Origin of the sequence: Pantoea sp. MHSD4 (assembly GCF_021043305.1) — a bacterium.
GTDB lineage: Bacteria > Pseudomonadota > Gammaproteobacteria > Enterobacterales > Enterobacteriaceae > Pantoea > Pantoea eucalypti.
Map to the genome: position 1 here is coordinate 144,140 of NZ_JAJNDH010000006.1, position 24,696 is coordinate 168,835.

General features: G+C 56.7%; 22 protein-coding genes. 11 read left to right on the forward strand and 11 right to left on the reverse strand.

The genetic code is table 11. The features are described from left to right. Positions 1 to 103 precede the first annotated feature (103 nt). The 4 genes from LQK91_RS17695 (at position 104) to gntU (ending at position 3,917) form a co-directional block, all read left to right on the forward strand. A complete protein-coding gene (locus tag LQK91_RS17695; RefSeq protein ID WP_003853063.1) occupies positions 104 to 799 on the forward strand; it encodes a pirin family protein in 696 nt (231 codons plus the stop codon). 102 nt (positions 800 to 901) lie between these two features. After that, positions 902 to 1,897: a gluconate operon transcriptional repressor GntR gene (gene gntR / locus LQK91_RS17700; RefSeq protein ID WP_105099966.1), complete on the forward strand. Its 996-nt coding sequence runs from the start codon at positions 902 to 904 to the stop codon at positions 1,895 to 1,897. 140 nt (positions 1,898 to 2,037) lie between these two features. After that, complete coding sequence (gntK, locus tag LQK91_RS17705; RefSeq protein ID WP_003853059.1) at positions 2,038 to 2,574, forward strand: gluconokinase; 537 nt, start codon at positions 2,038 to 2,040, stop codon at positions 2,572 to 2,574. Between the two features lie 2 nt (positions 2,575 to 2,576). Beyond that, positions 2,577 to 3,917: a gluconate transporter gene (gene gntU, locus LQK91_RS17710; protein WP_008926287.1), complete on the forward strand. Its 1,341-nt coding sequence runs from the start codon at positions 2,577 to 2,579 to the stop codon at positions 3,915 to 3,917. A 24-nt stretch (positions 3,918 to 3,941) separates the two neighbouring features. On the opposite strand, the gene LQK91_RS17715 is transcribed toward gntU, so the two are convergent. From LQK91_RS17715 to LQK91_RS17725, 3 genes are all read right to left on the reverse strand, one after another. After that, positions 3,942 to 4,259 (reverse strand): DUF805 domain-containing protein, encoded by a 318-nt coding sequence (locus tag LQK91_RS17715; protein WP_003853056.1) that lies wholly within the window; start codon positions 4,257 to 4,259, stop codon positions 3,942 to 3,944. Beyond that, positions 4,256 to 4,417, reverse strand: a complete 162-nt coding sequence (locus tag LQK91_RS17720) for a hypothetical protein (RefSeq protein WP_003853055.1) — start codon at positions 4,415 to 4,417, stop codon at positions 4,256 to 4,258. The genes LQK91_RS17715 and LQK91_RS17720 overlap by 4 nt, the downstream gene beginning before the upstream one ends. A 180-nt stretch (positions 4,418 to 4,597) precedes the next feature. Continuing rightward, complete coding sequence (locus LQK91_RS17725) at positions 4,598 to 5,191, reverse strand: YhgN family NAAT transporter (RefSeq protein WP_003853054.1); 594 nt, start codon at positions 5,189 to 5,191, stop codon at positions 4,598 to 4,600. A 217-nt stretch (positions 5,192 to 5,408) separates the two neighbouring features. Between LQK91_RS17725 and asd the strand changes: the two genes are divergently transcribed. The 7 genes from asd (at position 5,409) to LQK91_RS17760 (ending at position 17,458) form a co-directional block, all read left to right on the forward strand. Then, complete coding sequence (asd, locus tag LQK91_RS17730; protein WP_003853053.1) at positions 5,409 to 6,518, forward strand: aspartate-semialdehyde dehydrogenase; 1,110 nt, start codon at positions 5,409 to 5,411, stop codon at positions 6,516 to 6,518. A gap of 359 nt (positions 6,519 to 6,877) precedes the next feature. After that, a complete protein-coding gene (glgB, locus tag LQK91_RS17735; RefSeq protein WP_003853052.1) occupies positions 6,878 to 9,061 on the forward strand; it encodes a 1,4-alpha-glucan branching enzyme in 2,184 nt (727 codons plus the stop codon). Beyond that, the gene (glgX, locus tag LQK91_RS17740; protein ID WP_003853051.1) at positions 9,058 to 11,040 is read left to right on the forward strand and encodes a glycogen debranching protein GlgX; all 1,983 of its coding nucleotides are present in this window, start codon (positions 9,058 to 9,060) and stop codon (positions 11,038 to 11,040) included. The genes glgB and glgX overlap by 4 nt, the downstream gene beginning before the upstream one ends. Before the next feature lie 10 nt (positions 11,041 to 11,050). Beyond that, complete coding sequence (gene glgC, locus LQK91_RS17745; protein WP_003853050.1) at positions 11,051 to 12,343, forward strand: glucose-1-phosphate adenylyltransferase; 1,293 nt, start codon at positions 11,051 to 11,053, stop codon at positions 12,341 to 12,343. Between the two features lie 63 nt (positions 12,344 to 12,406). Further along, a complete protein-coding gene (gene glgA, locus LQK91_RS17750) occupies positions 12,407 to 13,840 on the forward strand; it encodes a glycogen synthase GlgA (RefSeq protein ID WP_003853048.1) in 1,434 nt (477 codons plus the stop codon). 19 nt (positions 13,841 to 13,859) lie between these two features. After that, on the forward strand, positions 13,860 to 16,307 hold the full coding sequence (gene glgP / locus LQK91_RS17755; protein WP_008926283.1) for a glycogen phosphorylase: 2,448 nt from the start codon (positions 13,860 to 13,862) through the stop codon (positions 16,305 to 16,307). A gap of 215 nt (positions 16,308 to 16,522) precedes the next feature. After that, positions 16,523 to 17,458, forward strand: a complete 936-nt coding sequence (locus LQK91_RS17760) for a LysR family transcriptional regulator (RefSeq protein ID WP_008926282.1) — start codon at positions 16,523 to 16,525, stop codon at positions 17,456 to 17,458. Here the strand turns inward: LQK91_RS17760 and mdcH are convergent. The 8 genes from mdcH to mdcA form a co-directional block, all read right to left on the reverse strand. Continuing rightward, positions 17,439 to 18,341 carry a malonate decarboxylase subunit epsilon gene (gene mdcH / locus LQK91_RS17765; RefSeq protein WP_008926281.1) on the reverse strand — a complete coding sequence of 301 codons (903 nt, stop codon included), beginning with the start codon at positions 18,339 to 18,341 and terminating at the stop codon, positions 17,439 to 17,441. The genes LQK91_RS17760 and mdcH overlap by 20 nt on opposite strands. Further along, positions 18,338 to 18,955, reverse strand: coding sequence for a malonate decarboxylase holo-ACP synthase (locus LQK91_RS17770; RefSeq protein ID WP_003853042.1), 618 nt, complete (start codon positions 18,953 to 18,955; stop codon positions 18,338 to 18,340). Before LQK91_RS17770 ends, mdcH begins: the two co-directional genes overlap by 4 nt. Position 18,956: 1 nt before the next feature. After that, complete coding sequence (locus LQK91_RS17775; protein WP_039660834.1) at positions 18,957 to 19,916, reverse strand: AEC family transporter; 960 nt, start codon at positions 19,914 to 19,916, stop codon at positions 18,957 to 18,959. Between the two features lie 135 nt (positions 19,917 to 20,051). Further along, positions 20,052 to 20,852 (reverse strand): biotin-independent malonate decarboxylase subunit gamma, encoded by an 801-nt coding sequence (mdcE, locus tag LQK91_RS17780; protein WP_039660833.1) that lies wholly within the window; start codon positions 20,850 to 20,852, stop codon positions 20,052 to 20,054. Further along, entirely contained in the window at positions 20,852 to 21,685 is an 834-nt protein-coding gene (locus tag LQK91_RS17785; RefSeq protein ID WP_003853038.1) for a biotin-independent malonate decarboxylase subunit beta, read from the reverse strand. Before LQK91_RS17785 ends, mdcE begins: the two co-directional genes overlap by 1 nt. Next, positions 21,678 to 21,977, reverse strand: a complete 300-nt coding sequence (gene mdcC, locus LQK91_RS17790; protein WP_008926277.1) for a malonate decarboxylase acyl carrier protein — start codon at positions 21,975 to 21,977, stop codon at positions 21,678 to 21,680. Before mdcC ends, LQK91_RS17785 begins: the two co-directional genes overlap by 8 nt. An 8-nt stretch (positions 21,978 to 21,985) precedes the next feature. Beyond that, positions 21,986 to 22,846, reverse strand: coding sequence for a triphosphoribosyl-dephospho-CoA synthase (locus LQK91_RS17795; protein WP_039660832.1), 861 nt, complete (start codon positions 22,844 to 22,846; stop codon positions 21,986 to 21,988). After that, complete coding sequence (mdcA, locus tag LQK91_RS17800) at positions 22,846 to 24,501, reverse strand: malonate decarboxylase subunit alpha (protein WP_003853034.1); 1,656 nt, start codon at positions 24,499 to 24,501, stop codon at positions 22,846 to 22,848. Before mdcA ends, LQK91_RS17795 begins: the two co-directional genes overlap by 1 nt. Between the last annotated feature and the right edge of the window lie 195 nt (positions 24,502 to 24,696).

A 24,696-nucleotide genomic window follows, 5' to 3' on the forward strand; every position in this document is an offset into this window, starting at 1 on the left:
GCCCGATTTTGTTCAACGAATTTGAACAGAGAAGTGAAGTTTTTCAGCTATCAATCATACCGCCTCAGGAACACACTATAAAAAACATTGAGGAGAATTGAACATGATCTATGTACGCAAAGCTGAAGAACGCGGTCACGCAAACCATGGCTGGCTGGATAGCTGGCATACCTTCTCTTTCGCCAGCTATCACGATGCGAACTTCATGGGTTTCTCCGCGCTGCGTGTCATCAATGAAGATGTGATCGATGGTGGTCAGGGGTTTGGCACCCATCCTCATAAAGATATGGAAATCCTGACCTACGTGCTTTCCGGTACCGTTGAGCATCAGGACAGCATGGGTAACAAAGAGCAGATCCCGGCAGGGGAGTTCCAGATCATGAGCGCCGGCACGGGTGTACGTCACTCTGAGTACAACGCCAGTGAAAGCGAGCCATTGCACCTTTATCAGATCTGGATCATTCCTGAGCGTACCGGCATTGAGCCACGCTACGATCAGCGCCGCTTCCCGGATGTTACAGGGCGTCAGCTGGTGTTAAGCCCGGATGCCCGTGAAGGGTCGCTGAAAGTTTATCAGGACATGACCTTATCGCGCTGGGTACTGGCTGCTGGTGAGCAGGACAATGTCGCCGTTGAGGCAGGACGTCGTATCTGGATTCAGGTGGTCAAAGGCAATGTGACTGTTAACGGTAACGCGGTGACAACCAGTGACGCCCTGGCGATCTGGGACGAAAGCGCGCTGACGATTGAAGCCAGCACGGCTGCAGAAGTCCTGCTGTTTGATCTGCCACCGGTCTAAGCAGATTACGGGCGCGCATCATCGCGCCCGGTTGGCAATTTTGTGACAGAAAAGTGATAGACTCATCGTACTTTAGCTTTCAGGGCGATCCCAGGCGCTACGATGAAGAAGAAAAGACCGGTATTACAGGACGTTGCCGATCGCGTCGGCATTACTAAAATGACCGTCAGCCGTTACCTGCGTAATCCTGAGCAGGTCTCTGTTGCCCTGCGGGACAAGATTGCAGTGGCACTGGATGAGCTGGGTTATATCCCCAATCGCGCCCCCGATATGCTTTCTAACGCCACCAGTCGCGCCATTGGCGTGCTGCTGCCGTCACTCACCAACCAGGTTTTCGCCGACGTATTGCGCGGCATTGAAGCCGTCACCGACGAAGCGAACTATCAGACGCTGGTCGCCCACTTTGGTTACAACCCGCAAAAAGAGGAGCTGCAACTGCGCTCGCTGCTGGGCTGGAACATCGATGGCGTGATTCTCACCGAACGTACCCATACGCCAGGCACGCTGCGCATGCTGGAAGTGGCCGGTATTCCGGTGATAGAGATGATGGACAGCGTCACACCCTGCCTGGATATGGCCGTCGGCTTTGATAACGTCGAAGCAGCCCGGCAGATGACACGGACTATCCTGAGTAAAGGCCATCGTCACACTGTCTACCTCGGCGCACGCCTTGATGAACGTACGTTGCAGAAGCAGCAGGGTTATGAAATCGCCATGCGCGAAGCGGGGCTGACGCCGCGCAGCGTGATGATGGAAGAGGCTTCTTCATTCAGCGCCGGTGGCGATCTGCTGCGTGAGGCGCAGCGTCTTTATCCTGAAACGGATAGCCTGTTCTGTACCAATGACGATCTGGCCGTCGGGGCGATGTTTGAGTGCCAGCGGCAGGGATTACAGGTGCCCTCGCAGATGGCCATTGCCGGTTTCCACGGCCATGACATCAGCCAGGTGGTGACGCCACAACTGGCGACCGTGCTCACGCCACGTGACCGCATGGGGCGTGAAGCGGCGACGCGGCTACTGGCGCGCATTGCCGGTGAAAGCAGCGATAATCGGCTTCTGGATGTCGGTTTTGAAATCAATGAAGGTGGCAGCATCTGATTGTGGCGTTTTTATGAGTCAGCTCACACTTTCATGCTTTTCCTGGTAAAAAGGTTGCCAGGCTGTTAACCGGCCAGGAGAATGAGAAACGACATTGTTATCGGTAACATTGGCAAATTCTCACCTGCCGGAGCAGAAAAATGACAACGCAATCCCCGTCACATCACGTCTTCATCCTGATGGGCGTTTCAGGCAGCGGAAAGTCTGCCGTCGCCAACCAGGTTTCTCACCAGCTCAACACGGCCTTTCTTGACGGTGATTTTCTCCATCCGCGCGCCAACATCCTGAAAATGGCCGATGGTCATCCACTGGATGACAGCGATCGTCAGCCTTGGTTACAGGCGCTGAACGATGCCGCGTTTGCCATGCAACGCACCCAGGCGATCTCTATCATTGTCTGTTCAGCCCTGAAGAAAAGTTATCGCGACATTCTGCGTCAGGGAAATGACAACCTGCGTTTTGTTTACCTGAAAGGCGATTTCGACACTATCGAAGCCCGTCTGAAAGCGCGTAAAGGCCACTTCTTCAAGCCGCAGATGCTGGTAACTCAGTTTGCCACGCTGGAAGAGCCAGGCAGCGATGAGTCGGATGTACTGGTGGTGGATATCGCGCATTCACTGGACGATGTGGTGGCAGCTACGGTTGCCACTATCCAGGACGCTATCAGCCAGGGTTAGAGATGAATACCGCAACACTCGTTTTGACCGCAGCAGGCTCTGTCCTGCTGCTGCTTTTTCTGGTGATGAAGGCGCGCATGCACGCTTTTGTCGCGCTGATGTTAGTCTCCATTGGTGCCGGACTTTTCTCCGGCATGCCACTCAACAAAATCGCGGAAACCATGCAAAAGGGGATGGGCGGCACGCTCGGCTTCCTTGCCATTGTGGTTGCGCTGGGCGCGATGTTCGGCAAAATCCTGCATGAAACCGGCGCCGTCGATCAGATTGCCATCCGGATGCTGAAAACCTTTGGTCAGAGTCGTGCCCATTATGCGATGGGCATTGCCGGTCTGATCTGCGCGCTGCCGCTCTTCTTTGAAGTTGCCGTGGTGCTGCTGATCAGCATTGCGTTTGCGGTGGCGCGGCGTACCGGCGGCAATCTGGTGAAACTGGTGATCCCGCTGTTTGCGGGCGTTGCGGCATCGGCGGCCTTCCTGCTGCCCGGACCGGCCCCGATGCTGCTGGCCTCGCAGATGCACGCGGACTTTGGCTGGATGATCCTGCTGGGTCTGTGTGCGGCGATTCCCGGCATGCTGATTGCCGGACCACTGTTTGGCAACTTTATCGGCAACCACGTCACGTTCAGCGCGCCGCCGGAAGATCATCAGCCGGATGTCGATGAGAGCAAGCTGCCGTCATTTGGCTTCAGCCTCTCATTAATTCTGTTTCCGCTGGTGCTGGTTGGCCTGAAAACCATCGGCGCACGCTTCACGACCGAAGGCACCACCCTTTATGAGTGGCTGGAATTTATCGGTCATCCGTTTACCGCCATTCTGCTGGCGCTGCTGGTAGCGATTTATGGCCTGGCTTATCGTCAGGGCATGGATAAAGAGCGGGTGATGCAGGTGTGCGGCAGCGCGCTGCAACCGGCCGGGATTATCCTGCTGGTGATTGGTGCGGGCGGGGTGTTTAAGCAGGTGCTGGTGGATTCCGGCGTTGGCCCGGTGCTGGGTAATGCGCTGACCGGCGCAGGACTGCCAATTGCGCTGGCCTGCTTTATCCTGTCAGGCGCGGTGCGGGTGATTCAGGGGTCGGCAACGGTTGCCTGTCTGACCACCGTCGGGCTAATCATGCCGGTGATTGAACCGCTGCACTACAGCGGTGCTCAGCTGGCAGCGCTGTCGATCTGCATCGGCGGTGGCTCAATCATTATCAGCCATGTGAACGATGCCGGCTTCTGGCTGTTTGGCCGCTTCACCGGGGCCAGCGAAGCGGAAACGCTGAAGACCTGGACGCTGATGGAGACCATTCTTGGCACTGTTGGCGCGGTTGTCGGGATGATTGCTTTCGAACTGCTTTCCTGACCAACCTGACGGGCTAACTGCCCGTCAGTTTTTTTCCCGCGAGCGGGGGAAGAGTAAAAAAGGGAACAGCAGATAAGGCGCTACTACCAAAAGGACAATGACGCCGGATGAATAGCCAGCGTCATTTATTCTTCTCACCCCGCAGGAAAAAACAGGCAAAATAAACAGCAGCAGCGCGATTAAGCCAATTTCATGCAATGGCCCGGTAAACCATTGCAGATAACTGCAGAACCAGGCCAGCTGGAACAGCAGGAAAATAAAATAGCTCGTCCTGCCTTCACGCCCTTGATAATTAAAGGTGCGCAAAAAACAGCTTTTGATGATCTGCAGCAGACTGTTCATGCCCATTTTCTTCTTATCAGAGCAAAAAGAACCAGCGTGATGGCGGCGGCAGATAAGTAAACCCAGGCAAAATCAGTAACGTCAACCTGCATCAGCTGCGCGTCATTCAGCGCCGCTTTCTGGCCCGGGAAGGATAGTACGGTCAGGCCCAACCTCATTGCATTTCCCCCGCGTTTTCAGACGCTGCATCTAATTTTCGATACTGCCTGCCATGGATATCTCTTTTTGCGGCATTATATAAATATTATTATTCATTTCAATGCCGTAACGTTGTGATAAGCCGGCTGAATGAAGGCGGCAGCCTGCTCGCCTGCCAGGATAAAAGGACACAGGTGCGCTTACAACTTCAGATAAGCCCGAATGCCATCCAGGAACATCTGGGTGGCCAGCATAATCAGTATCAATCCCATCAGCCGCTCCAGCGCATTCACGCCTTTATCACCCAGCAGACGCAGGAACAGTCCTGACATCAGCAGAATGCCGACCGTCACGCCCCAGGCGATCAACAGCGCACCGACCAGATGCGACATCTGATGTGGATACTGATGCGATAGCAGCATCAGCGTTGCCAGCAGCGATGGCCCGGCGACCAGCGGAATCGCCAGCGGTACCAGGAATGGCTCTTCACCCGCCGGTAAGCCTGAACTGCTGCTTTCCGCCGACGGAAAAATCATTTTGATGGCGATCAGAAACAGAATGATCCCGCCAGAAATCGATACCGTTTCGGTGCGCAGATTTAAAAATGCCAGAATGCGTTCGCCGGTAAACAGGAACAGCAGCATGATGATCAGGGCAATCAGCATTTCACGGATTAGCACAACCCGCCGCCGTTTCGGCTCCAGATGCTTTAAAACCGACATAAAAATCGGCAGATTGCCCAGCGGATCCATAATTAACAACAATAATATTGTCGCCGAAATCATTTCAGTCATCGGTTTTACGCCATGTTGTTCGCGAAAAAGCAGAGTTATTAGTTACGCTGCTGAAAAAGTTAGCGTAATCGAATTAATTCACTTGCTACCCGGCCTGCATTTTGTAGAGTGAGGGGACACAGGTAAATCTTATTATTACGCAGAGCGGCGTGAAAATAGCACGCCGCTCTCTCCTCTGAAATGAAAAGCAGGTGTAACTGCCTTAGACGGACACGACATGAAGAATGTAGGTTTTGTTGGTTGGCGCGGCATGGTCGGCTCAGTGCTGATGTCCCGCATGAGTGAAGAGCGTGATTTTGATGCAATCAATCCGGTCTTCTTCTCGACGTCGCAGCATGGTCAGGCGGCACCCGCGTTTGCGGGCAAACAGCAGGGCACACTGCAGGATGCGTTTGATATTGAGGCGCTGCGCGCGCTGGATATCATTATTACCTGCCAGGGTGGCGACTACACCAGTGACGTCTATCCTAAGCTGCGCGCCAGCGGCTGGCAGGGATACTGGATTGATGCGGCCTCCACGCTGCGCATGAAAGAGGATGCCATCATCATCCTCGATCCGGTTAACCACGCGGTTATTCGTGACGGCATCGACCGTGGCATCAAAACCTTTGTTGGCGGTAACTGTACCGTCAGCCTGATGCTGATGTCACTGGGCGGTTTGTTTGCTCAGGATCTGGTTGAGTGGGCCTCAGTTGCCACCTATCAGGCAGCCTCGGGTGGCGGTGCGCGCCACATGCGCGAATTGCTGACCCAGATGGGCATGCTGCACGATCACGTTGCGCCTGCATTGCAGAACCCGGCTTCCGCCATTCTCGACATTGAGCGTAGCGTGACCGACTTCACCCGTTCCGGCACGTTACCGACCGACAACTTCGGCGTACCGCTGGCGGGCAGCCTGATTCCGTGGATTGATAAGCAGCTGGACAACGGCCAGAGCCGCGAAGAGTGGAAAGGCCAGGCAGAGACCAACAAAATCCTTGCCACCTCTAAAGTCATCCCGGTTGATGGCTTGTGCGTACGTGTCGGTGCGCTGCGCTGTCACAGCCAGGCCTTTACGCTGAAACTGAAACGCGATCTGCCGCTGGCGGAAATCGAACAGCTGCTGGCCTCTCACAATGAGTGGGTCAAGGTGGTGCCAAATGACCGTGAGCTGACGATGCGTGAACTGACGCCTGCCGCTGTCACCGGCACGCTCACCACACCCGTTGGCCGGTTACGGAAACTCAATATGGGGCCGGAATATCTCTCGGCCTTCACGGTGGGCGACCAGTTGTTATGGGGCGCAGCCGAACCGCTACGTCGCATGCTGCGGTTGTTAATCAGCTAAACAGAAATAGCACCAAAGGCCGGATTTACCCGGCCTTTTTTGTTTTTGTCGTATGCAAAACAACCTGCCGTTTCGCTTACTCAGTGATCAGCTTCCCTTTTTTGCCAGCCGTTAAAGAATATTTTGCTTAAGTCCATGGCAACTGCCGTGACCAAGCTATGATTTAACCATGATGTGCCACAGGTAACCCTTGTGCTTTCCGGATTAAATGGTTGTGGTACGCGACAAAAACACTTTTCCCATGGAATGGCCTGACTGCTTTGTCGTTGTACGTATGGCTCAATGAAGAGCAGCGCAGGTGAAGCGCGACAGGCTATGTTGCGTTCATTTCGGCTGCCAATTATCACAGGAAGAAAGTCATGTCAGAGCTTCCCGATCGCGATGCGATCAATGCCCTGTTTGCGGGTAATTATGCCGACCCTTTTTCGTTACTAGGGATGCACCGAACTCAGCAAGGCCTTGAGGTCAGGGCATTGCTCCCCGAAGCGCTTGAAGTGTGGGTCATTGAAACCTCCACCGGGCGTAAACTGGCTCAGCTGGTGTGTGAAGATGCACGCGGCTTCTTCAGTGGCGTCATTCCACGCCGTAAAAATCCATTCCGTTATCAACTGGCGGTCAACTGGCATGGTCAGCAAAACCTTGTCGATGATGCCTATCGTTTCGGGCCTCTGCTGCAGGAGATGGATCTGTGGCTGCTGGCGGAAGGGACGCATCTGCGCCCTTATGAGACGCTGGGCGCGCACGGCGACGTGATTGATGGCGTCTTCGGCACCCGCTTCTGCGTCTGGGCACCCAATGCCCGTCGCGTTTCCGTGGTTGGCGATTTCAACTTCTGGGATGGCCGCCGTCATCCGATGCGTCTGCGTCAGGAGTTAGGTATCTGGGAACTGTTTGTGCCAGGTGCGGTTAACGGCCAGCTCTACAAATATGAAATTATCGATGCCAATGGTGAGCTGCGCATCAAAGCGGACCCGTACGCCTTTGAGGCACAGATGCGTCCGCAGACGGCGTCGATGATTTGTGGTCTGCCGGAGCCGGTTGAGATGAAAGAGGAGCGCAAGGCCGCCAACGCTTTCGACGCGCCCATCTCAATCTATGAAGTCCACCTGGGTTCCTGGCGTCGTCACACCGACAACAACTTCTGGCTGAGCTACAAAGAGCTGGCTGAACAGCTGGTGCCTTACGTTAAAGAGATGGGCTTTACCCATATCGAACTGCTGCCCGTTAACGAACATCCGTTTGACGGCAGCTGGGGCTATCAGCCGCTGGGCATGTATGCGCCGACCCGCCGTTTTGGTACGCGTGACGAGTTTCGCGCCTTCATTGACGCTGCCCATGAAGCGGGCCTCAACGTGCTGCTCGACTGGGTGCCAGGCCACTTCCCCAGCGATGATTTCGGTCTGGCGAAGTACGACGGAACAGAGCTCTATGAGCACAGCGATCCGCGTGAAGGCTTCCACCAGGACTGGAACACCCTGATCTACAACTTTGGCCGCCGCGAAGTGAGCAACTACCTGTCGGGTAATGCGCTCTACTGGACGGAGCGCTTTGGCATCGATGGCCTGCGTGTGGATGCGGTCGCGTCGATGATTTACCGCGACTACAGCCGCAGTGAAGGGGAGTGGGTGCCAAATCAGTACGGTGGCCGTGAGAACCTGGAAGCGATTGAGTTCCTGCGCTACACCAACCGCACGCTCGGCACGGTAGCATCCGGGTCGGTGACAATGGCTGAAGAGTCTACAGACTATCCTGGCGTGACGCGTCCAACTGAAGGTGGCGGGCTGGGCTTCTGGTTCAAATGGAATCTGGGCTGGATGCACGACACCCTCGACTACATGAAAGTCGATCCCATTTACCGCAAGCATCATCACAATTTGATGAGCTTCGGCATGATGTACAACTACACTGAAAACTTTGTGCTGCCGCTATCGCATGATGAAGTGGTGCACGGTAAACGCTCGATTCTGGATCGTATGCCGGGCGATGCCTGGCAGAAGTTCGCCAACCTGCGTGCCTACTACGGCTGGATGTGGGCCTTCCCGGGCAAAAAATTGCTGTTTATGGGCAATGAATTTGCCCAGGGCCGTGAGTGGAACCATGACGTCAGTCTCGACTGGCATTTGCTGGAAGGGGAGGATAACTGGCACAACGGCGTTCAGCGTCTGGTGCGTGATCTCAACCATACCTATCAATACTACACGCCGCTGCATCAGCTCGACTTCGATCCGGCAGGCTTTGAGTGGTTAGTGGTAGACGACGCAGAGCATTCCGTCTTCGCCTTTGTGCGCCGCGATCGTGAAGGCAACGAAGTGATCGTGGTCAGTAACTTTACGCCGGTGCCGCGCCCGGGTTATCGCTTTGGCGTCAACCAGCCGGGCTACTGGCGCGAGGTGCTGAATACCGACCAGCATGATTATCACGGCAGTGACGTGCGAAATCAGCGGGTACATACCGATGAGCAGGAGAGCCACGGACGACCGCAGTCGCTGAGTCTCAATCTGCCACCGCTGGCAACAGTATGGCTGGTGCGGGAGGCTGAATGACCATCACTGCCGGCGATCCCGAACCGCTGGGTGCCAGTTACGATGGCAAAGGCGTTAACTTCACCCTGTTCTCACAGCATGCAGAGCGCGTAGAGCTCTGCCTGTTTGATGAACAGGGCGCGGAACAGCGTCTTGACCTGCCTGGCCGCAGTGGGGATATCTGGCACGGTTATGTTCCGGCGTTAAAACCGGGACAGCGCTATGGCTACCGGGTGCATGGCCCCTGGGCGCCGCAGCAGGGACACCGTTTTAATCCGGCGAAGTTGCTGGTTGACCCCTGCGCCCGCGCCGTGGAAGGCGATGTGCCTGATGATCCGCTGTTTCATGGCGGTGAAGCGCAGCCCGATCCGCATGACAACGCGGCGATTGCGCCGAAGTCCCGGGTCGTCGCGGAGGATTTTGACTGGCAGGGCGATGTCGCACCACGTATCCCGTGGGGTAACACAGTGATTTATGAAGCCCACGTGCGCGGCCTGACGCAGCAGCATCCGGAAATTCCGGAAACGTTACGCGGGACTTACGCGGCGCTGGGTCATCCTGTTATGGTGAATTACCTGCGCGATCTGGGGATTACCACTCTTGAGCTGCTGCCGGTTGCCCATTTCGCCAGTGAACCGCGACTGCTGCAGCTTGGCCTGAGTAACTACTGGGGCTACAACCCCTTTGCACTTTGGGCGGTGGATCCCCGGTACGCCTCCGGTCAGCCGGGCGTAACGCCGCTTCAGGAGTTCCAGCAGGCGGTTAAAAACCTGCATGCTGCGGGTATCGAAGTGGTGCTGGATGTGGTGTTTAACCACACAGCCGAACTGGATGTGATTGGCCCGACGATTTCAATGCGCGGCATCGATAACGCCAGCTACTACTGGCTGGATGAGCAGGGTGAGTATCAGAACTGGACCGGCTGCGGCAACACACTGAATATCCACCATCCGCAGGTGATGACGTGGGCCCTGGAGGCGCTGCGCTACTGGGTGCGGGTCTGCCACGTCGACGGCTTCCGCTTTGACCTTGCGCCGGTGCTGGGCCGCACGCCCGATTACCAGCGTGATGCGCCCTTTTTTGACGCGATACGCGCCTGTCCGCTGCTCTCTCAGGTCAAGCTGATTGCGGAACCCTGGGATATCGGCCCTGACGGCTATCAGGTTGGCCGCTTTCCGCCACCGTTTGCCGAATGGAACGATAAGTTTCGCGACACCGCGCGTCAATACTGGCTCCATGGTGGCTTAAGCAATGGCGAGTTCGTTCGCCGCTTTGCCGCCTCCAGCGATCTCTACCAGCACGACGACCGGCCGCCACACGCCACGGTTAATCTCATCACCGCCCACGACGGCTTTACGCTGTGGGATGTGGTGAGCTTTGAACGTAAACACAATGAGGCGAACGGGGAAGATAACCGCGATGGCCATGGTGATAACTACAGTCACAACCACGGCAAAGAGGGGCTGAACGTCAGCTTTGACGTCATTGAACGCCGTCGCCGCAGCGTACGGGCACTGCTGACGACGCTGCTGCTGTCACAGGGCACGCCGATGCTGCTGGCAGGTGACGAGCGTGGCCACACCCAGCGCGGTAATAACAACGCTTACTGTCAGGACAACGCGCTGAGCTGGCTTGACTGGCAGGCGGATGAGAAAGGATTAGTCGGATTCACCGCAGCACTGATTGCTCTGCGCCAGCGCATTCCGGCGCTGACCGCAGATCGCTGGTGGCAGGACGGTGACGGCAATGTTCAGTGGCTCAATGCCGGTGGCCAGCCACTGCAACACGATGAATGGGCACAGGGAATGCACAGATTGCAGATCCTGCTGTCCGGCCGCTGGTTAATAACAATAAACGCCACGGATACGGTGAATGACATCGTGTTACCAGACGGAGAATGGCGTGCCCTTCCTCCTTTCGCCGGGGACGACAACCCCATCCTGTTAACTGTCTGGCATGGTCCCGCACACGGTGTGTGCGTGTTCCAAAAGCAATCATAAGGAGTCAGACATGGTTAAGTTAGATAGAACAGATCACCTGATGCTGGCCCGCCAGCTCCCTACACAGACGGTTGCTCTGATCCTCGCCGGCGGACGCGGCACGCGACTGGTCGATTTAACGGCTAAGCGTGCCAAACCTGCGGTGCATTTCGGCGGCAAGTTCCGCATTATCGACTTTGCCCTCTCCAACTGCGTTAACTCCGGTATCCGACGGATTGGCGTAATTACGCAGTATCAGTCCCATACCCTGACTCAGCATATCCAGCGTGGCTGGTCCATCTTCAATGAAGAGATGAATGAGTTTGTCGATTTGCTGCCAGCGCAGCAGCGCTTTTCGACCGAACAGTGGTATCGCGGTACGGCCGATGCCGTGACGCAAAACCTTGATGTGATTCGCCGCTATCAGGCGCAGTACATCGTGATCCTTGCCGGGGACCACATTTATAAGATGGATTATTCACGCATGCTGCTGGATCACGTGGTCAACGAGGCGAAATGTACCATTGCCTGTTTGCCCGTGCCGGTACATGAAGCCACGGCGTTTGGTGTGATGGCGGTGAACGAAGAGAACATGGTGATCGACTTCGTGGAAAAACCTGCGAAGCCGCCTACCATGCCAGGTGATGACACGCAGGCGCTGGCCAGCATGGGGATCTACGTTTTTAACGCGGACTATCTCTATGCGTTGCTGGAGGAAGATCTGCAGACGCCAGGCTCTAACCATGACTTTGGCAAAGATATTCTGCCGAAAATTGTGGCAAGTGGCGAAGGCTATGCACACTCTTTCGCGCTCTCCTGCGTTCAGAACGACGACAACGCGCCACCTTACTGGCGTGATGTCGGGACGCTGGAAGCCTACTGGCGCGCCAATCTCGACCTGGCATCGGTGATGCCGGAACTCGATATGTATGACGTCACCTGGCCGATTCGTACCCATATGGAGCCGCTGCCGCCAGCCAAATTTGTTCAGGATCGTTCCGGCAGTCACGGGATGACCATGAATTCATTGGTTTCAGGCGGCTGCATCATCTCCGGTTCGGTGGTGGTCAACTCGGTGCTGTTCCCACGGGTACGCGTTAACTCGTTTTGCAATATCGATTCAACTGTACTGCTGCCTGATGTGGTCGTTGGCCGATCGTGTCGTCTGCGTCGCTGCGTGATTGATCGCGCCTGCGAACTGCCGGAAGGCATGGTGATTGGCGAAAACCCCGATGAAGACAGTCGCCGGTTTCATCGTTCGGATGAAGGGATCGTACTGGTAACCCGCGCCATGCTGGCCAGACTGGCCAAAGCGGGGCTGTAAGCGATAAGCGGAACTTACGCAATCGGCACGCGGAGCGTGCCGGATAACTTAATGAGGTCGAGGATGCAGGTTTTACATGTCTGTTCAGAACTTTTCCCGCTGCTGAAAACGGGCGGACTGGCTGATGTAGTCGGGGCATTACCTCAGGCGCAAATTGCGGGCGGTACGGATACGCGGGTGCTGTTGCCTGCTTTTCCCGCATTGCGCAAAGGCATACCTGATCTCCAGGTAGTGACGGAGCGAGAGACATTTGCTGGTCATATACGTCTGTTATTTGGTGAATTTAACGGTGTGGGCATCTACTTAATTGATGCGCCCGGCCTCTACGATCGTCCTGGTAGTCCTTATCATGATGAGTCGCAGTTTGCGTATGTCGACAACTATCTGCGCTTTGCGCTGCTGGGCTGGGTTGGCTGCGAACTGGCGTGTGGCATGGATTCCATGTGGCGTCCCGATATCGTGCATGCGCATGACTGGCATGCAGGCCTGACCTGCGCCTATCTGGAAGCGCGAGGACGTCCGGCTAAGTCGGTGTTCACGGTGCACAACCTGGCGTATCAGGGCCTGTTCATGGCGCATCATATGGATGAGATTGGCCTGCCATGGTCATTCTTTAACATGCATGGGCTGGAGTTCTTCGGTCAGATCTCTTTCCTGAAAGCGGGGCTCTTTTACGCCGACCATATCACGGCGGTCAGTCCGACTTACGCCCATGAAATTACCTCTGCTGAATATGCTTACGGCATGGAAACCCTGCTGGCGCAGCGGATGCGGGAAGGTCGTCTTAGCGGGATTCTTAATGGCGTTGATCCCTCTATCTGGGATCCGGCGCACGACCTGCTGCTGAGCGCACGCTATAACCGCGACACGCTGGAAGCAAAAGCAGAAAATAAACGTCAGCTGCAGGTTGCGATGGGCCTGAAAGTGGATGATAAAGCGCCGGTGTTCTGCGTGATCAGCCGCCTGACTAAACAGAAAGGTCTGGACCTGGTTTTAGAGGCGCTGCCTGGCTTGCTGGCGCAGGGCGGACAGCTGGTGCTGCTGGGTCAGGGCGATGCCGAACTGCAACAGGGATTCCTGGCGGCGGCGGCAGAACATCCCGGAAGTGTAGGCGTGCAGATTGGCTATCACGAAGCATTTTCACACCGCATTGTGGGTGGCGCGGACGTCATTGTGGTGCCGAGTCGCTTTGAGCCCTGCGGTCTGACACAACTTTATGGCCTGAAGTATGGTACGTTGCCGTTAGTGCGACGTACGGGTGGACTGGCCGATACCGTTAATGACAGCTCGTTAGAGAATCTGGCCGACGGTATCGCCAGTGGATTCAGTTTCGAAGATGCCAATGCCTGGTCGCTGTTACGGGCCATCCGACGTGCGTTCGTATTGTGGTCCCGTCCTTCGTTATGGCGCTATGTTCAGCGCCAGGCGATGGCAATGGACTTTAGCTGGCAGGTGGCAGCAACAGCCTACCGTGATCTCTACCAACGTTTGATGTAACGGATTGGGAAAACTGGATATGAACGCACCTTTCACTTACGCCTCACCAACGTTGACGGTTGATGCCTTAAAGCATTCGATTGCCTACAAACTGATGTTTACCATTGGCAAAGATCCCTCTATCGCCAACAAGCACGAGTGGCTCAACGCCTCGCTGCTGGCGGTGCGTGATCGGATGGTTGAGCGCTGGCTGCGTTCCAGCCGTGCCCAGCTCTCTCAGGATGTCCGCCAGGTTTATTACCTGTCGATGGAGTTCCTGATGGGCCGCACGCTGGGGAATGCGCTGCTGGCGATGGGGATTTATGACGATCTCAACCAGGCGCTGGATGAGATGGGGCTGGATCTGGCCGAGCTGATGGAAGAGGAGAACGATCCGGGACTGGGCAACGGCGGTCTCGGTCGCCTGGCGGCCTGTTTCCTCGATTCGCTGGCGACGCTGGGCATGCCGGGCCGTGGCTACGGCATCCGCTATGACTATGGCATGTTCAAACAGAACATCGTGGAAGGTGAGCAGAAAGAGTCTCCGGATTACTGGCTTGAGTATGGTAATCCGTGGGAATTCCAGCGTTTCAATACCCGTTACAAAGTGCGTTTCGGCGGTCGCGTGCAGCATGAAGGCACGAAAGTGCGCTGGCTGGAGACCGAAGAGATTCTGGCGATGGCTTATGACCAGATCATCCCGGGCTTCGACACCGACGCCACCAACACCTTACGACTGTGGGGTGCGCAGGCCAGCAACGAAATCAACCTCGGTAAGTTTAACCAGGGTGATTATTTCGCGGCAGTGGAAGATAAAAACCACTCTGAGAACGTGTCGCGCGTACTCTATCCGGATGACTCTACCTATTCCGGCCGTGAACTGCGTCTGCGTCAGGAATATTTCCTGGTCTCCGCCACGGTGCAGGACATCCTGAATCGTCACTGGCGGATGCATCAGACCTGGGACAACCTGGCGGACAAAATCGCCATTCACCTCAACGATACCCATCCGGTATTGGCGATCCCTGAACTGATGCGCCTGCTGATTGACGACCATAAGTTCAGCTGGGACAGCGCTTTTGACGTTTGCTGTCAGGTCTTCTCCTATACCAACCATACCCTGATGACCGAAGCGCTGGAGACCTGGCCGGTTGATATGATCGGTAAGATCCTGCCGCGCCACCTCAGCATTATTTTCGAGATTAACGACTTCTTCCTCAAGACCATTCAGGATCACTATCCGGATGACCTGGATCTGCTGTCGCGCATTTCGATCATTGATGAGAACGACGGCCGCCGGATTCGCATGGGCTGGCTGGCGGTTGTGGTCAGTCACAAAGTGAACGGCGTGTCTGAGCTGCACTCCAATCTGATGGTGCAGTCTCTGTTTGCCGATTTCTCGCGCCTCTTCCCAGGGCGTTTCTGTAACAAAACCAACGGTGTGACGCCACGTCGCTGGCTGGCGCTGGCCAACCCGGCGCTGTCAGAGGTGCTGGATGAGGAGATTGGTCGTAACTGGCGCACCGATCTCAGTCAGCTGAGCGAACTGAAAGCGCAGATCGACTATCCGGCGTTTATTGAAAAAGTGGCGGTCGCCAAGCATCAGAATAAGCGCCGCCTGGCTGACTGGGTCGCGAAGAATCTGGACGTGGTGCTCGACCCGAACGCGCTATTCGATGTGCAGATCAAGCGTATTCACGAGTACAAACGCCAGTTACTCAATGTGCTGCATGTGATCACCCGCTACAACCGAATCAAGGCCGATCCGCAGGCGAACTGGGTGCCGCGCGTGAATATCTTTGCCGGTAAAGCGGCATCAGCGTATTACGTTGCCAAGCACATTATTCACCTGATCAACGATGTCGCGAATGTGATCAACAATGATCCGCAGGTGAAGAACAAGCTGAAGGTCGTTTTCATCCCGAACTACAGCGTGAGTCTGGCGCAGATCATCATTCCGGCGGCCGATCTTTCTGAACAGATCTCCACCGCAGGCACTGAAGCCTCCGGCACCAGTAACATGAAGTTTGCGCTGAATGGCGCGCTGACTATCGGTACGCTGGATGGGGCTAACGTTGAGATGCTGGATCACGTTGGTGAAGAGAACATCTTTATCTTCGGGAATACCACGCCACAGGTCGAAGCGCTGCGTAAGAACGGCTATAACCCGCGTGACTATTACGAAGGCGATGAGGAACTGCACCAGGTGCTGACCCAGATTGCTTCAGGTCTGTTTAGTCCGCAGGATCCGGGCCGCTACCGCAATCTGTTCGATTCACTGGTTAACTTCGGCGATCACTATCAGTTACTGGCGGATTATCGCAGCTACGTAGATACCCAGGATAAGGTGGATGCGCTCTACCGTAAGCCGGATGAGTGGCAGCGCCGCGCGGCGAAAAACATTGCCGGAATGGGCTACTTCTCGTCGGACCGTACTATTCAGGAGTACGCTGACGAGATCTGGAATATCTCGCCGGTAAGGTTGTAAGGCTCCTGCAGTAAATTTTGTTTTCTCTGCGGCCGAGGGATCGGCCGCACTCTTCCTCTTTCTGCTTCTCTCCCACGCCACACACCTCTAAAAAATTCAGCCGCTTATCGACTCCGGGCCTGTAAATGCCCGTTGTGCGAGCGTGATCATTACACCCTGGTGAAGAATCGTTACTATGCGGACATGCAAAACGACCCTACAGGCAACCGCAGCCAATGAGTGACAACATTAACCAGGAAATTACCTTCCGTAAGCTCAGCGTCTTCATGATGTTTATGAGCAAAGGCAATATCGCCCGCACGGCGGAAGCGCTGGAGCTGAGCAGCGTCAGCGTGCATCGCGCCCTGCACACGCTGGAAGAGGGCATCGACTGCCCGCTGTTTATTCATAAAGGCCGCAACCTGGTGCCGCTGCCGGCTGCCTGGACGCTGCTGGACTATTGTCGCGACGTGACCACACTGATGGGCAAAGGCATTGAAGAGGCGCGCAAAGTGGCGGGTATCGGCGGGGGTCGCCTGCGGCTTGGCACACTCTACTCGCTGACGCTTGAAACCATTCCCCGCCTGATCATGGGCATGAAGCTGCGTCGTCCAGCCCTGGAGCTTGACCTGACTATGGGGTCGAATCAGATGCTGCTCAATATGCTGGAAGATGACGCGCTGGATGCGATTCTGATCGCCACCGATGAGGGCGAACTCAGTGATGCGCAATTTGAAGTGATTCCGCTGTTCACAGACAGCATCTTTCTGGCCATGCCGGCTGGAGAATCGCAGAGCGCAACCGGACCGGTGGATCTGCGTGATTATGCTGACCGTGATTTTGTCTCACTGGCAGAGGGATTCGCCACTTATGCCGGTTCACAGGAGGCATTTCAGATTGCCGGATTTGAACCGCGCATGGTTACCCAGGTAAATGACATCTTCTCGATGATAAGCCTGGTGCAGGCGGGCGTGGGTCTGGCGCTGATTCCGGGACGGATGAAGAAGGTGTATGAAAATAACATCCAGCTGCTGAGGCTGGCTGAGCCTTACCAGATGCGTCAGCAGATCTCGATTGTCTACTCACATCACCGCGAACGTGACAATGACCTGCTGGCCCTGGCGGCAGAAGGGCGAATGTACGCCCGCAGCCTTACTGATGTAACCGTTTAACGAGATGCAGTGCCACCTCCACGCTGTTACGTTCCAGACAAATCGCTTCGCCCTGCCAGTTCGCCTGACGCGTCAGACCGGTCAGCACACTGCCAGGCGGCATCTCAATGGCCAGTCGGGCGTCACGCTGATTCGCTGCAACCATCGCATCATTCCACTGCACTGTGCGCGCCATATTAAAGGCAAGATCGTCGGCAATTTTCTCCGGCTCCCAAATCACCCGCGCGGTTGAGCCGCTGAGGTAGGCACAATCGGGGCGGGAGAGGGTGACGGACGCAAAGGCGCGAGCCAGTTCGGCGGCGGGTTTATCCAGCAGCGCGCAGTGCGATGGCACGCTCACCGCGAGCTTAATCGCTTTACTGGCTCCCGCATCCAGCGCCCTCTGCGCGACCACTGCCATATCCTCGTCGCGGCCAGCAATCACAATCTGCGTTTCCGCATTGAGGTTCGCGATGTAGGTGTTACTGCCGGGCAGCAGTTTCTCCAGCTGGCTCAGCGTTAAGCCAGTGATCGCGGTCAGGCCATATCCCTGCGGATACGCCTGCTCCATCAGATCGCCGCGCAGCGCAACCAGCCGCAGGGCGTCGCTGAAATCCAGCGCGCCGGAAATCACCGCCGCAGGAAACGCGCCAATCGATAAACCGCTGACGATATCGGGTTTCACCCCACGGCGGATCAGTTCGCGCGCCCAGGCAACACCTGAAATCAGCAGACAGAGCTGCACGGCTCGGGTGTGGCGCAGTGCATCGGCACTGTCGAGCCGGTCAGCTTCGTCGCCCAGCACCGCACGCACGCGGCTTTTCAGCGCATCCCCCTCAGGCAGATGTTGCAGCATCCCGGCACGCTGGGTGCCCTGGCCGGGGAAGGTAAAGAGTATTTTCATGGATTCTCCCTGCTCCAGGGTGAAGCGGTCAGTATCGGTCCGGTGTCGGTTTTTAACAGCACGCGCTCCTCGCGTAGCCACTCGTTCAGGGCAAAGGCGCCAGACGGCGTTTCCACCTGCGTATCCACCCGGCAGCTCAGCGCGTCGGTTGCTGTCTGCCAGCGTTGCAGCGCATCGCGTGGCAGTGGCTGCGGGGCGCGGATGATGACATCCAGATCGCTGGCGGCGTGCAACACAGGGCATTGCGTTGCCAGCGCATAACCGGTGCTGCCGGTAATGCCCCAGCGCCACGGCCAGGCGGTCTCGCTGAGCGAAATCGCCGCGCTGACAGGCGCATAAGCCGTAAAGGGCGAATCCAGCAGCCGTGTGCGTTCAGCCAGCCATTCTGGCGTCACCACGCGGATAATAGTGTCTGACGTGATCCAGCCAGCGGCGCGTTGCTCACGTCGCTCACCGCGCACGCCAATCGGGATCAAACCGGATTCATGGCGATCGCGCCGCACCACCACCGGCATGTCGGGATGCCAGAACGGGCTGACCCAGCTCTCCTGAATCGTGGCTAAAGCACTGCTGTGTCGCAGCCAGAGCAAATCGTGGGGACGCGGCGCACGCATATTACATTCCTGATGTCAGCGTAATGAACAACGGTAAAGATAAAATACACAGAATTGAGCTTAGCAGCAGCACGGCCTCAGCATCGGGTGACTGCACGCCAAAGCGGTTGCCGAACACCACGCCAAAGAAACCGGCTGACAGCGCTATCATCAGAATAGCGGTGATTGCCACTGACCCGTGAAGTCCCAGCGCCAGCACCAGACCCCAGGCGATAAAGGGCTGAATCAGCAGTTTGGCAACCGTCCCGACGCCGACGATGGCGTTGAGTTTCAGCTGACGTGCGGAGAGGATCACGCCGGTCAGGAACAGCGCGGCGGCGGTGGCTGCCAGCCCCAGCGGCTTAATCGCTGAGATGACCAGCTCCGGCATTCTGAAGCCCAGCGCCGACAACACCACACCCAGCAGCGGGCCAAGAACGATCGGCTTTTTGAGCGAGCGCCACATCAGCACCGGCAGCATGGTCACTGTCGAACCCACATTCTCACCGGCAATGCGCGCTTTTTCCCGTTCCAGAATCAGCAGACAGAAGGGTGTCATCAGCACCGAGCCGCAGGCAATTGAAACCGCAACAGAAAGTGAGGTTGATGAACCTTCTCCCAGTACGCTGCCCAGAATCGGCAGCCCCAGCGCGGCGTAATTGGGCAGGGCGACAGTCAGCGTTAATACCGCAGCATCCTGAGGCGACTTTTTAAACAGGCGGGTCGCCAGGAAATAGAGCGCCACATAGGTTATCCACATCGCCCCGGTTAAGACGACAATCAATGGCGACTGCGCCACGATACCCGACCAGGGTGTCTGAACGGTGGCACTGAACAGCGCAGCGGGCAGCGCAAAATCCATCACGAAAATATTGAGCAGGGAGACATCTCTGTTATTGACCATTCCGGCCTTACCGGCCCAGAAACCTAACAGCATAATGATAAAAATTGGAGCAAGGGCATGAACAATTATGTAAATCATAAATCACCTGTAATTAAGAGAAAAATTCTTTAAAAACAGCGATGTTTATAATTCTGAACACGGCCACTGCTCCGGGGCGCACGTCGCTATGCGCCCCGTCAGACCGGTTTCGGCAGGTTGGTTTTTTTTATGTCATTACCAGGTCGCGCGCATACGTTCGCGAACCAGGGAGGAGCTTTGACGATTAGAGGCGCCAAGGCGGTTTTTCAGGGTAGGATCCTGACGCGCGTCACTGATCGCCTTCTGTAATGCAATCTCAACCATCGCCACATCGGCGTCAGACGGCGTATCAGGATTGGCAACGTTCAGCAGATCAGAGAGCAGACCCAGCGTGGCGAAGTTATTCACATCATATGCCATTGGGGGAATGGTGGCGGCCAGTTTCTCCAGCGCCTCTAACGAACGCAGTGTGATGCGCGCCGCTGACGCTTTGCCCATGGCATGGACCAGCACGCCCTGATCGTTGAGCGCAATCAGGCGGTTGGCCTGATATCCGTGTGCCAGGAACGCACCGGACATTGCTTTACCCACAATCAGACCAATCACCGGATGACCGTCAAGGCGCGCATTCGCATAGGCGCCTGCTGCACCTGCCAGCGCCTGGTGAATGCCAAACGCCTCTTCGCGGCGACCGTAGGCCTGACTGGGGACGTCGATCACCGCCACAATCGGACGTTTCACAGCGCTGTTTTTGTCAGCTTCCCGCGTTTCATTCACCACTTTCGCCAGCGTCCAGCCTTCCAGCAGACCCACTTCACCCTGCGCGGCGCGCGGATAGTGGTTTTGGGCATCGGGCACGACGGCGATAAAGCGGACATCTTCGCCATTAAGCTGGCCGTCAGCCACCTGAACAGAGGCGCACAGACCGCTCAGGCGCTGTGCATCAGGTGCAAGTTTTTCCAGCCAGGTTGCACCACGGCTGCTTGTCTGTGTCATTATTTCTCCTCCTGGGCGAAAAGCTGTTTAATCTGCGCGGTGTCCGCCTGCTGGCGGGTATCGAACTGCGTCAGACGTGACAGGAAGTCGTCATACTTATCACTGCGGTTCTGCGCCGGAACGCCCCTGGCAATAAAATCATGCATCGCGGTTTTCACGGCATTGATACCGTCATTCACCAGCGCATCGACCAGGCCACTTGCGTAGCGGATTTCGCCGCCGGTCATGCTCCAGATAAACGGACGATCGCGAGAGTCGTACTCTTCAATTCCCGCTTCCTGCTCAATCACCTGCGGGCCGTTCAGGCCCAGACGGGCTTCACGGGTCACAATCAGGTAGCTGCAGAGCGCGGCGGCGATAGACATCCCACCGAAGCAGCCAACGGTGCCGCTGACGATGCCGATCACCGGGGTGTAGCGGCGCAGGTCGACAATCGCCGCATGAATATCGGCAATCGCTGCCAGCCCCAGGTTGGCTTCCTGTAACCTCACGCCACCGGTCTCAAGGCAGAGCACCGCCTGTGTCGGGATGCCGTTGCGATTGTCTTCTGCCGCCAGCTCCAGCGCTGCGGCCATTTTCGCCCCGGAGACTTCACCCATGCTGCCGCCCTGGAAGGTGCCTTCGATGGCGATCACCACCGCAGACTGACCGTTCAGCGTGCCGCGTGCCACGACCATGCCATCATCGGACTGGGGCACCACGCCCTGCGGAGCCAGCCACGGCGACATGATGCCCTCAAAAGGATCCAGCAGTTCGCGGTAGCTGCCCGCATCCAGCAGCGCATGAGCACGTTCGCGGGCCCGTAATTCAATAAAACTGGCATCGTTACGCATGACTCACCTCTTCAAAAACCTGTTCAATACGGATACGCGCCACGCCGGGTGTCGCACCGAAATCGTGGATAATCATCTCTCCGGCGGGCAGGCCGTTGATTAAGTTCAGGCGGTCAAACAGCGCTTTCCAGCGGGCGTCGCTGTTATCCAGTGAGGTGGTGATATTGACGTTCAGTGTCTGGCCTTCAGTTGCGGTGTACAGCACTTCCATATCACCGGAACCAACGACCCCGGCCAGCGCTCTGCCACTGAGCAGGCGGTTAGCAGGTAGAGATAATGTGATGTGTTCCATAATGGCCTCTAAAAATAAGAATGTTCAGGCGAACAGACCCGATCGATAAACAGCGTTGCGGCCAGCAAATCGGCGGCTCCGCCCGGCGAGGCGTTGAGCGCCAGCATCCGGCGGTCAAGCTGCTGAAGCGCCCTCTGACCCGCCGCTGTACGGCAGCCGCCTGCCAGCAGCACGGCGCGTGCGCCCTGTTGCATGGCGTCGAGTCCGGTCATGCCTGCACGTGACAGCACGCAGGTATCGCTGAGTGAAGTCATGATTGCCATCAGCGCATCCAGCCGGGCTTCGCTCTCACTGGCACCCACCGCACGGCTGATCAGCAACTGCGGCAGCGCCAGCTTCATCACGTGAGGAAATGCCTGTTGCGCCTCTTCGCGTGCGCCGGGTACCTGATAGCGGTGCGTCGCTTTTAACCCTTTGCTGAACACTCTGGGGGCGTGGCTGTCGGGCAGGCTCGCCAGCGCGGCAGCGGTGCGGGCCAGCGTGTCAGCCGTGGCTGTGCCACCCTGCATGGCAGCGGCACTGACCAGCAATCCCAGCGCCCAGATCGCGCCCCGATGGGTGTTCACGCCGCCGGTTGCTGCCATCATCTGCTGTTCGCCATCGCGGCCGAGCCGACCGACTGTTTCGCGCAGGGCGATGTCGGCGGGACGAAGCCAGCTGTGACGGGCCAGCGCCAGAAAGGTGGGCATCAGGCTGTGGGCAGAACGCTCCATCAGCGCCAGCGTCAGATCCCGATGTGCGCCGTTTCCCCGACTGTCTACCAGACCCGGCTTGGGGCTCAGGCGTGCTTCATCAATCAGGCAATCGCGCGCAATCGTCGCCAGATGACTGGCCTGCGCCTCGGCATGAGTCTGTGACAGGAGTTTCATTACCAGCTCCGGAATTTAGCAGGCGGGTTGTACAGGCCATCTGACCATTCAACCAGGTCAGCGACGCTGCCAGCGGCAAGCAGTGAGCGGGTGGCATCGGAGCGACGAATACCCATATCCTCCGGGTAAACCACTTTGCCGCTTTTACGCAGGGCAGCGACGCGTGCTGCATCCACGCCCAGACCGATATCGGTAATTCCGGCGACTGCGGCGACCATGGCGCGACGTTCCTCAAGGCTTTCTGCCCGATAGAGATAGGCGATACCTTCCTCGGTCAGCACGTGCGTCACGTCATCGCCGTAGATCATCACCGGCGCCAGTGGCATACCGGAGGATTTCGCCACCTCAACCGCATCGAGGGTTTCAACGAAGGTTGGTTTTGCACCGGCCTGGAAGGTCTCGACCATCTGCACCACCAGTTTTTTACCGCGCTGCATCGGGTCTGGCTCGGTGATCATATTCAGCCAGGCGGGTGTTGCGTGGCGGCGGCCATGGGGATCGTGACCCATGTTTGGCGCGCCACCGAAGCCGGAAAGACGACCACGGGTGACGGTAGAGGAGTTGGCCAGGCCATCAACCTGCAGGGTGGCACCGATAAACATATCGACCGCGTACTGACCTGCCAGCTGACAGAACGCACGGTTAGAGCGCATTGAACCGTCGCTGCCGGTAAAGAAGATGTCGGGACGGGCGCGGATATACTCTTCCATCCCCAGCTCGCCGCCGAAACAGTGCACGCTCTCCACCCAGCCGCTCTCGATGGCCGGGATCAGCGTCGGATGCGGGTTCAGCGCCCAGTGCTTACAGATTTTGCCTTTCAGACCAAGCTGTTCGCCGTAGGTGGGCAGCAGCAGTTCGATCGCGGCGGTGTTAAAACCGATACCGTGGTTAAGCGACTGCACCTGATGCTCGGCGTAGATGCCTTTAATCGCCATCATCGCCATCAGGATATGCTCCTGCTTAATCAGGCGCGGATCGCGGGTAAACAGCGGTTCGATAAAGAACGGTTTATCTGCCACCACGATGTAGTCAATCCAGGAGCCAGGAATATCGACGCGCGGCAGGTCGGTTTCGTCATCGACCAGTTCGTTGACCTGGGCTATCACGATACCGTCACGAAATGCGGCGGCCTCCACCAGCGCCGGGGTATCTTCGGTACTCGGGCCGGTATAAAGGTTGCCTTTGCGGTCGGCTTTATAGCCGGCAATCAGCGCCACATTCGGACTGAGGTCAACGTAGAGACGGGAATAGAGTTCGATATAGGTGTGAATCGCGCCGATTTCCAGCTGACCATCCTGCAACAGCTGAGACATGCGCAGGCTCTGGGGACCGGAGAAGGAGAAGTCGAGTTTGCGGGCAATGCCTTTTTCAAAAATATCGAGATGTTCGCTGCGGCCGACGCTGGGCATAATCATATGCAGGTCGTGAATTTTCGCCGGATTCACCGCCGCAAGGGTGCGGGATAAAAAGTCAGCCTGCTTCTGGTTGTTGCCTTCCAGTACCACGCGGTCGCCTGGTGCGATTAACTGTTCAAATGCTTCAACGGCTCTTTCAGCAGGAATAACTTTGCCATCAAGGGGAAAGGAGGCCAGACGACGCGCTTTTTCACTGCGGCGTGTGTTCCACTCCCGGGCAGGCGTTTGGCCTGTGTTCATTTCAACCTCCGGATTTGAATCGCTCTGTTGACGTTTATGCTGAGGGAAGTCTGAGCTTTCTTAAAACGGTGTTCAATTAAGCAAAAAAACGGAACGTTAGATTTAAGGTAACAATGGCGAAAAGGGGGATACGCAGTCAGGATGCGTTGAGTTTACGCGGGGAAGCATGAAGAAAAGGTTGCAGGGGGCAAAAGC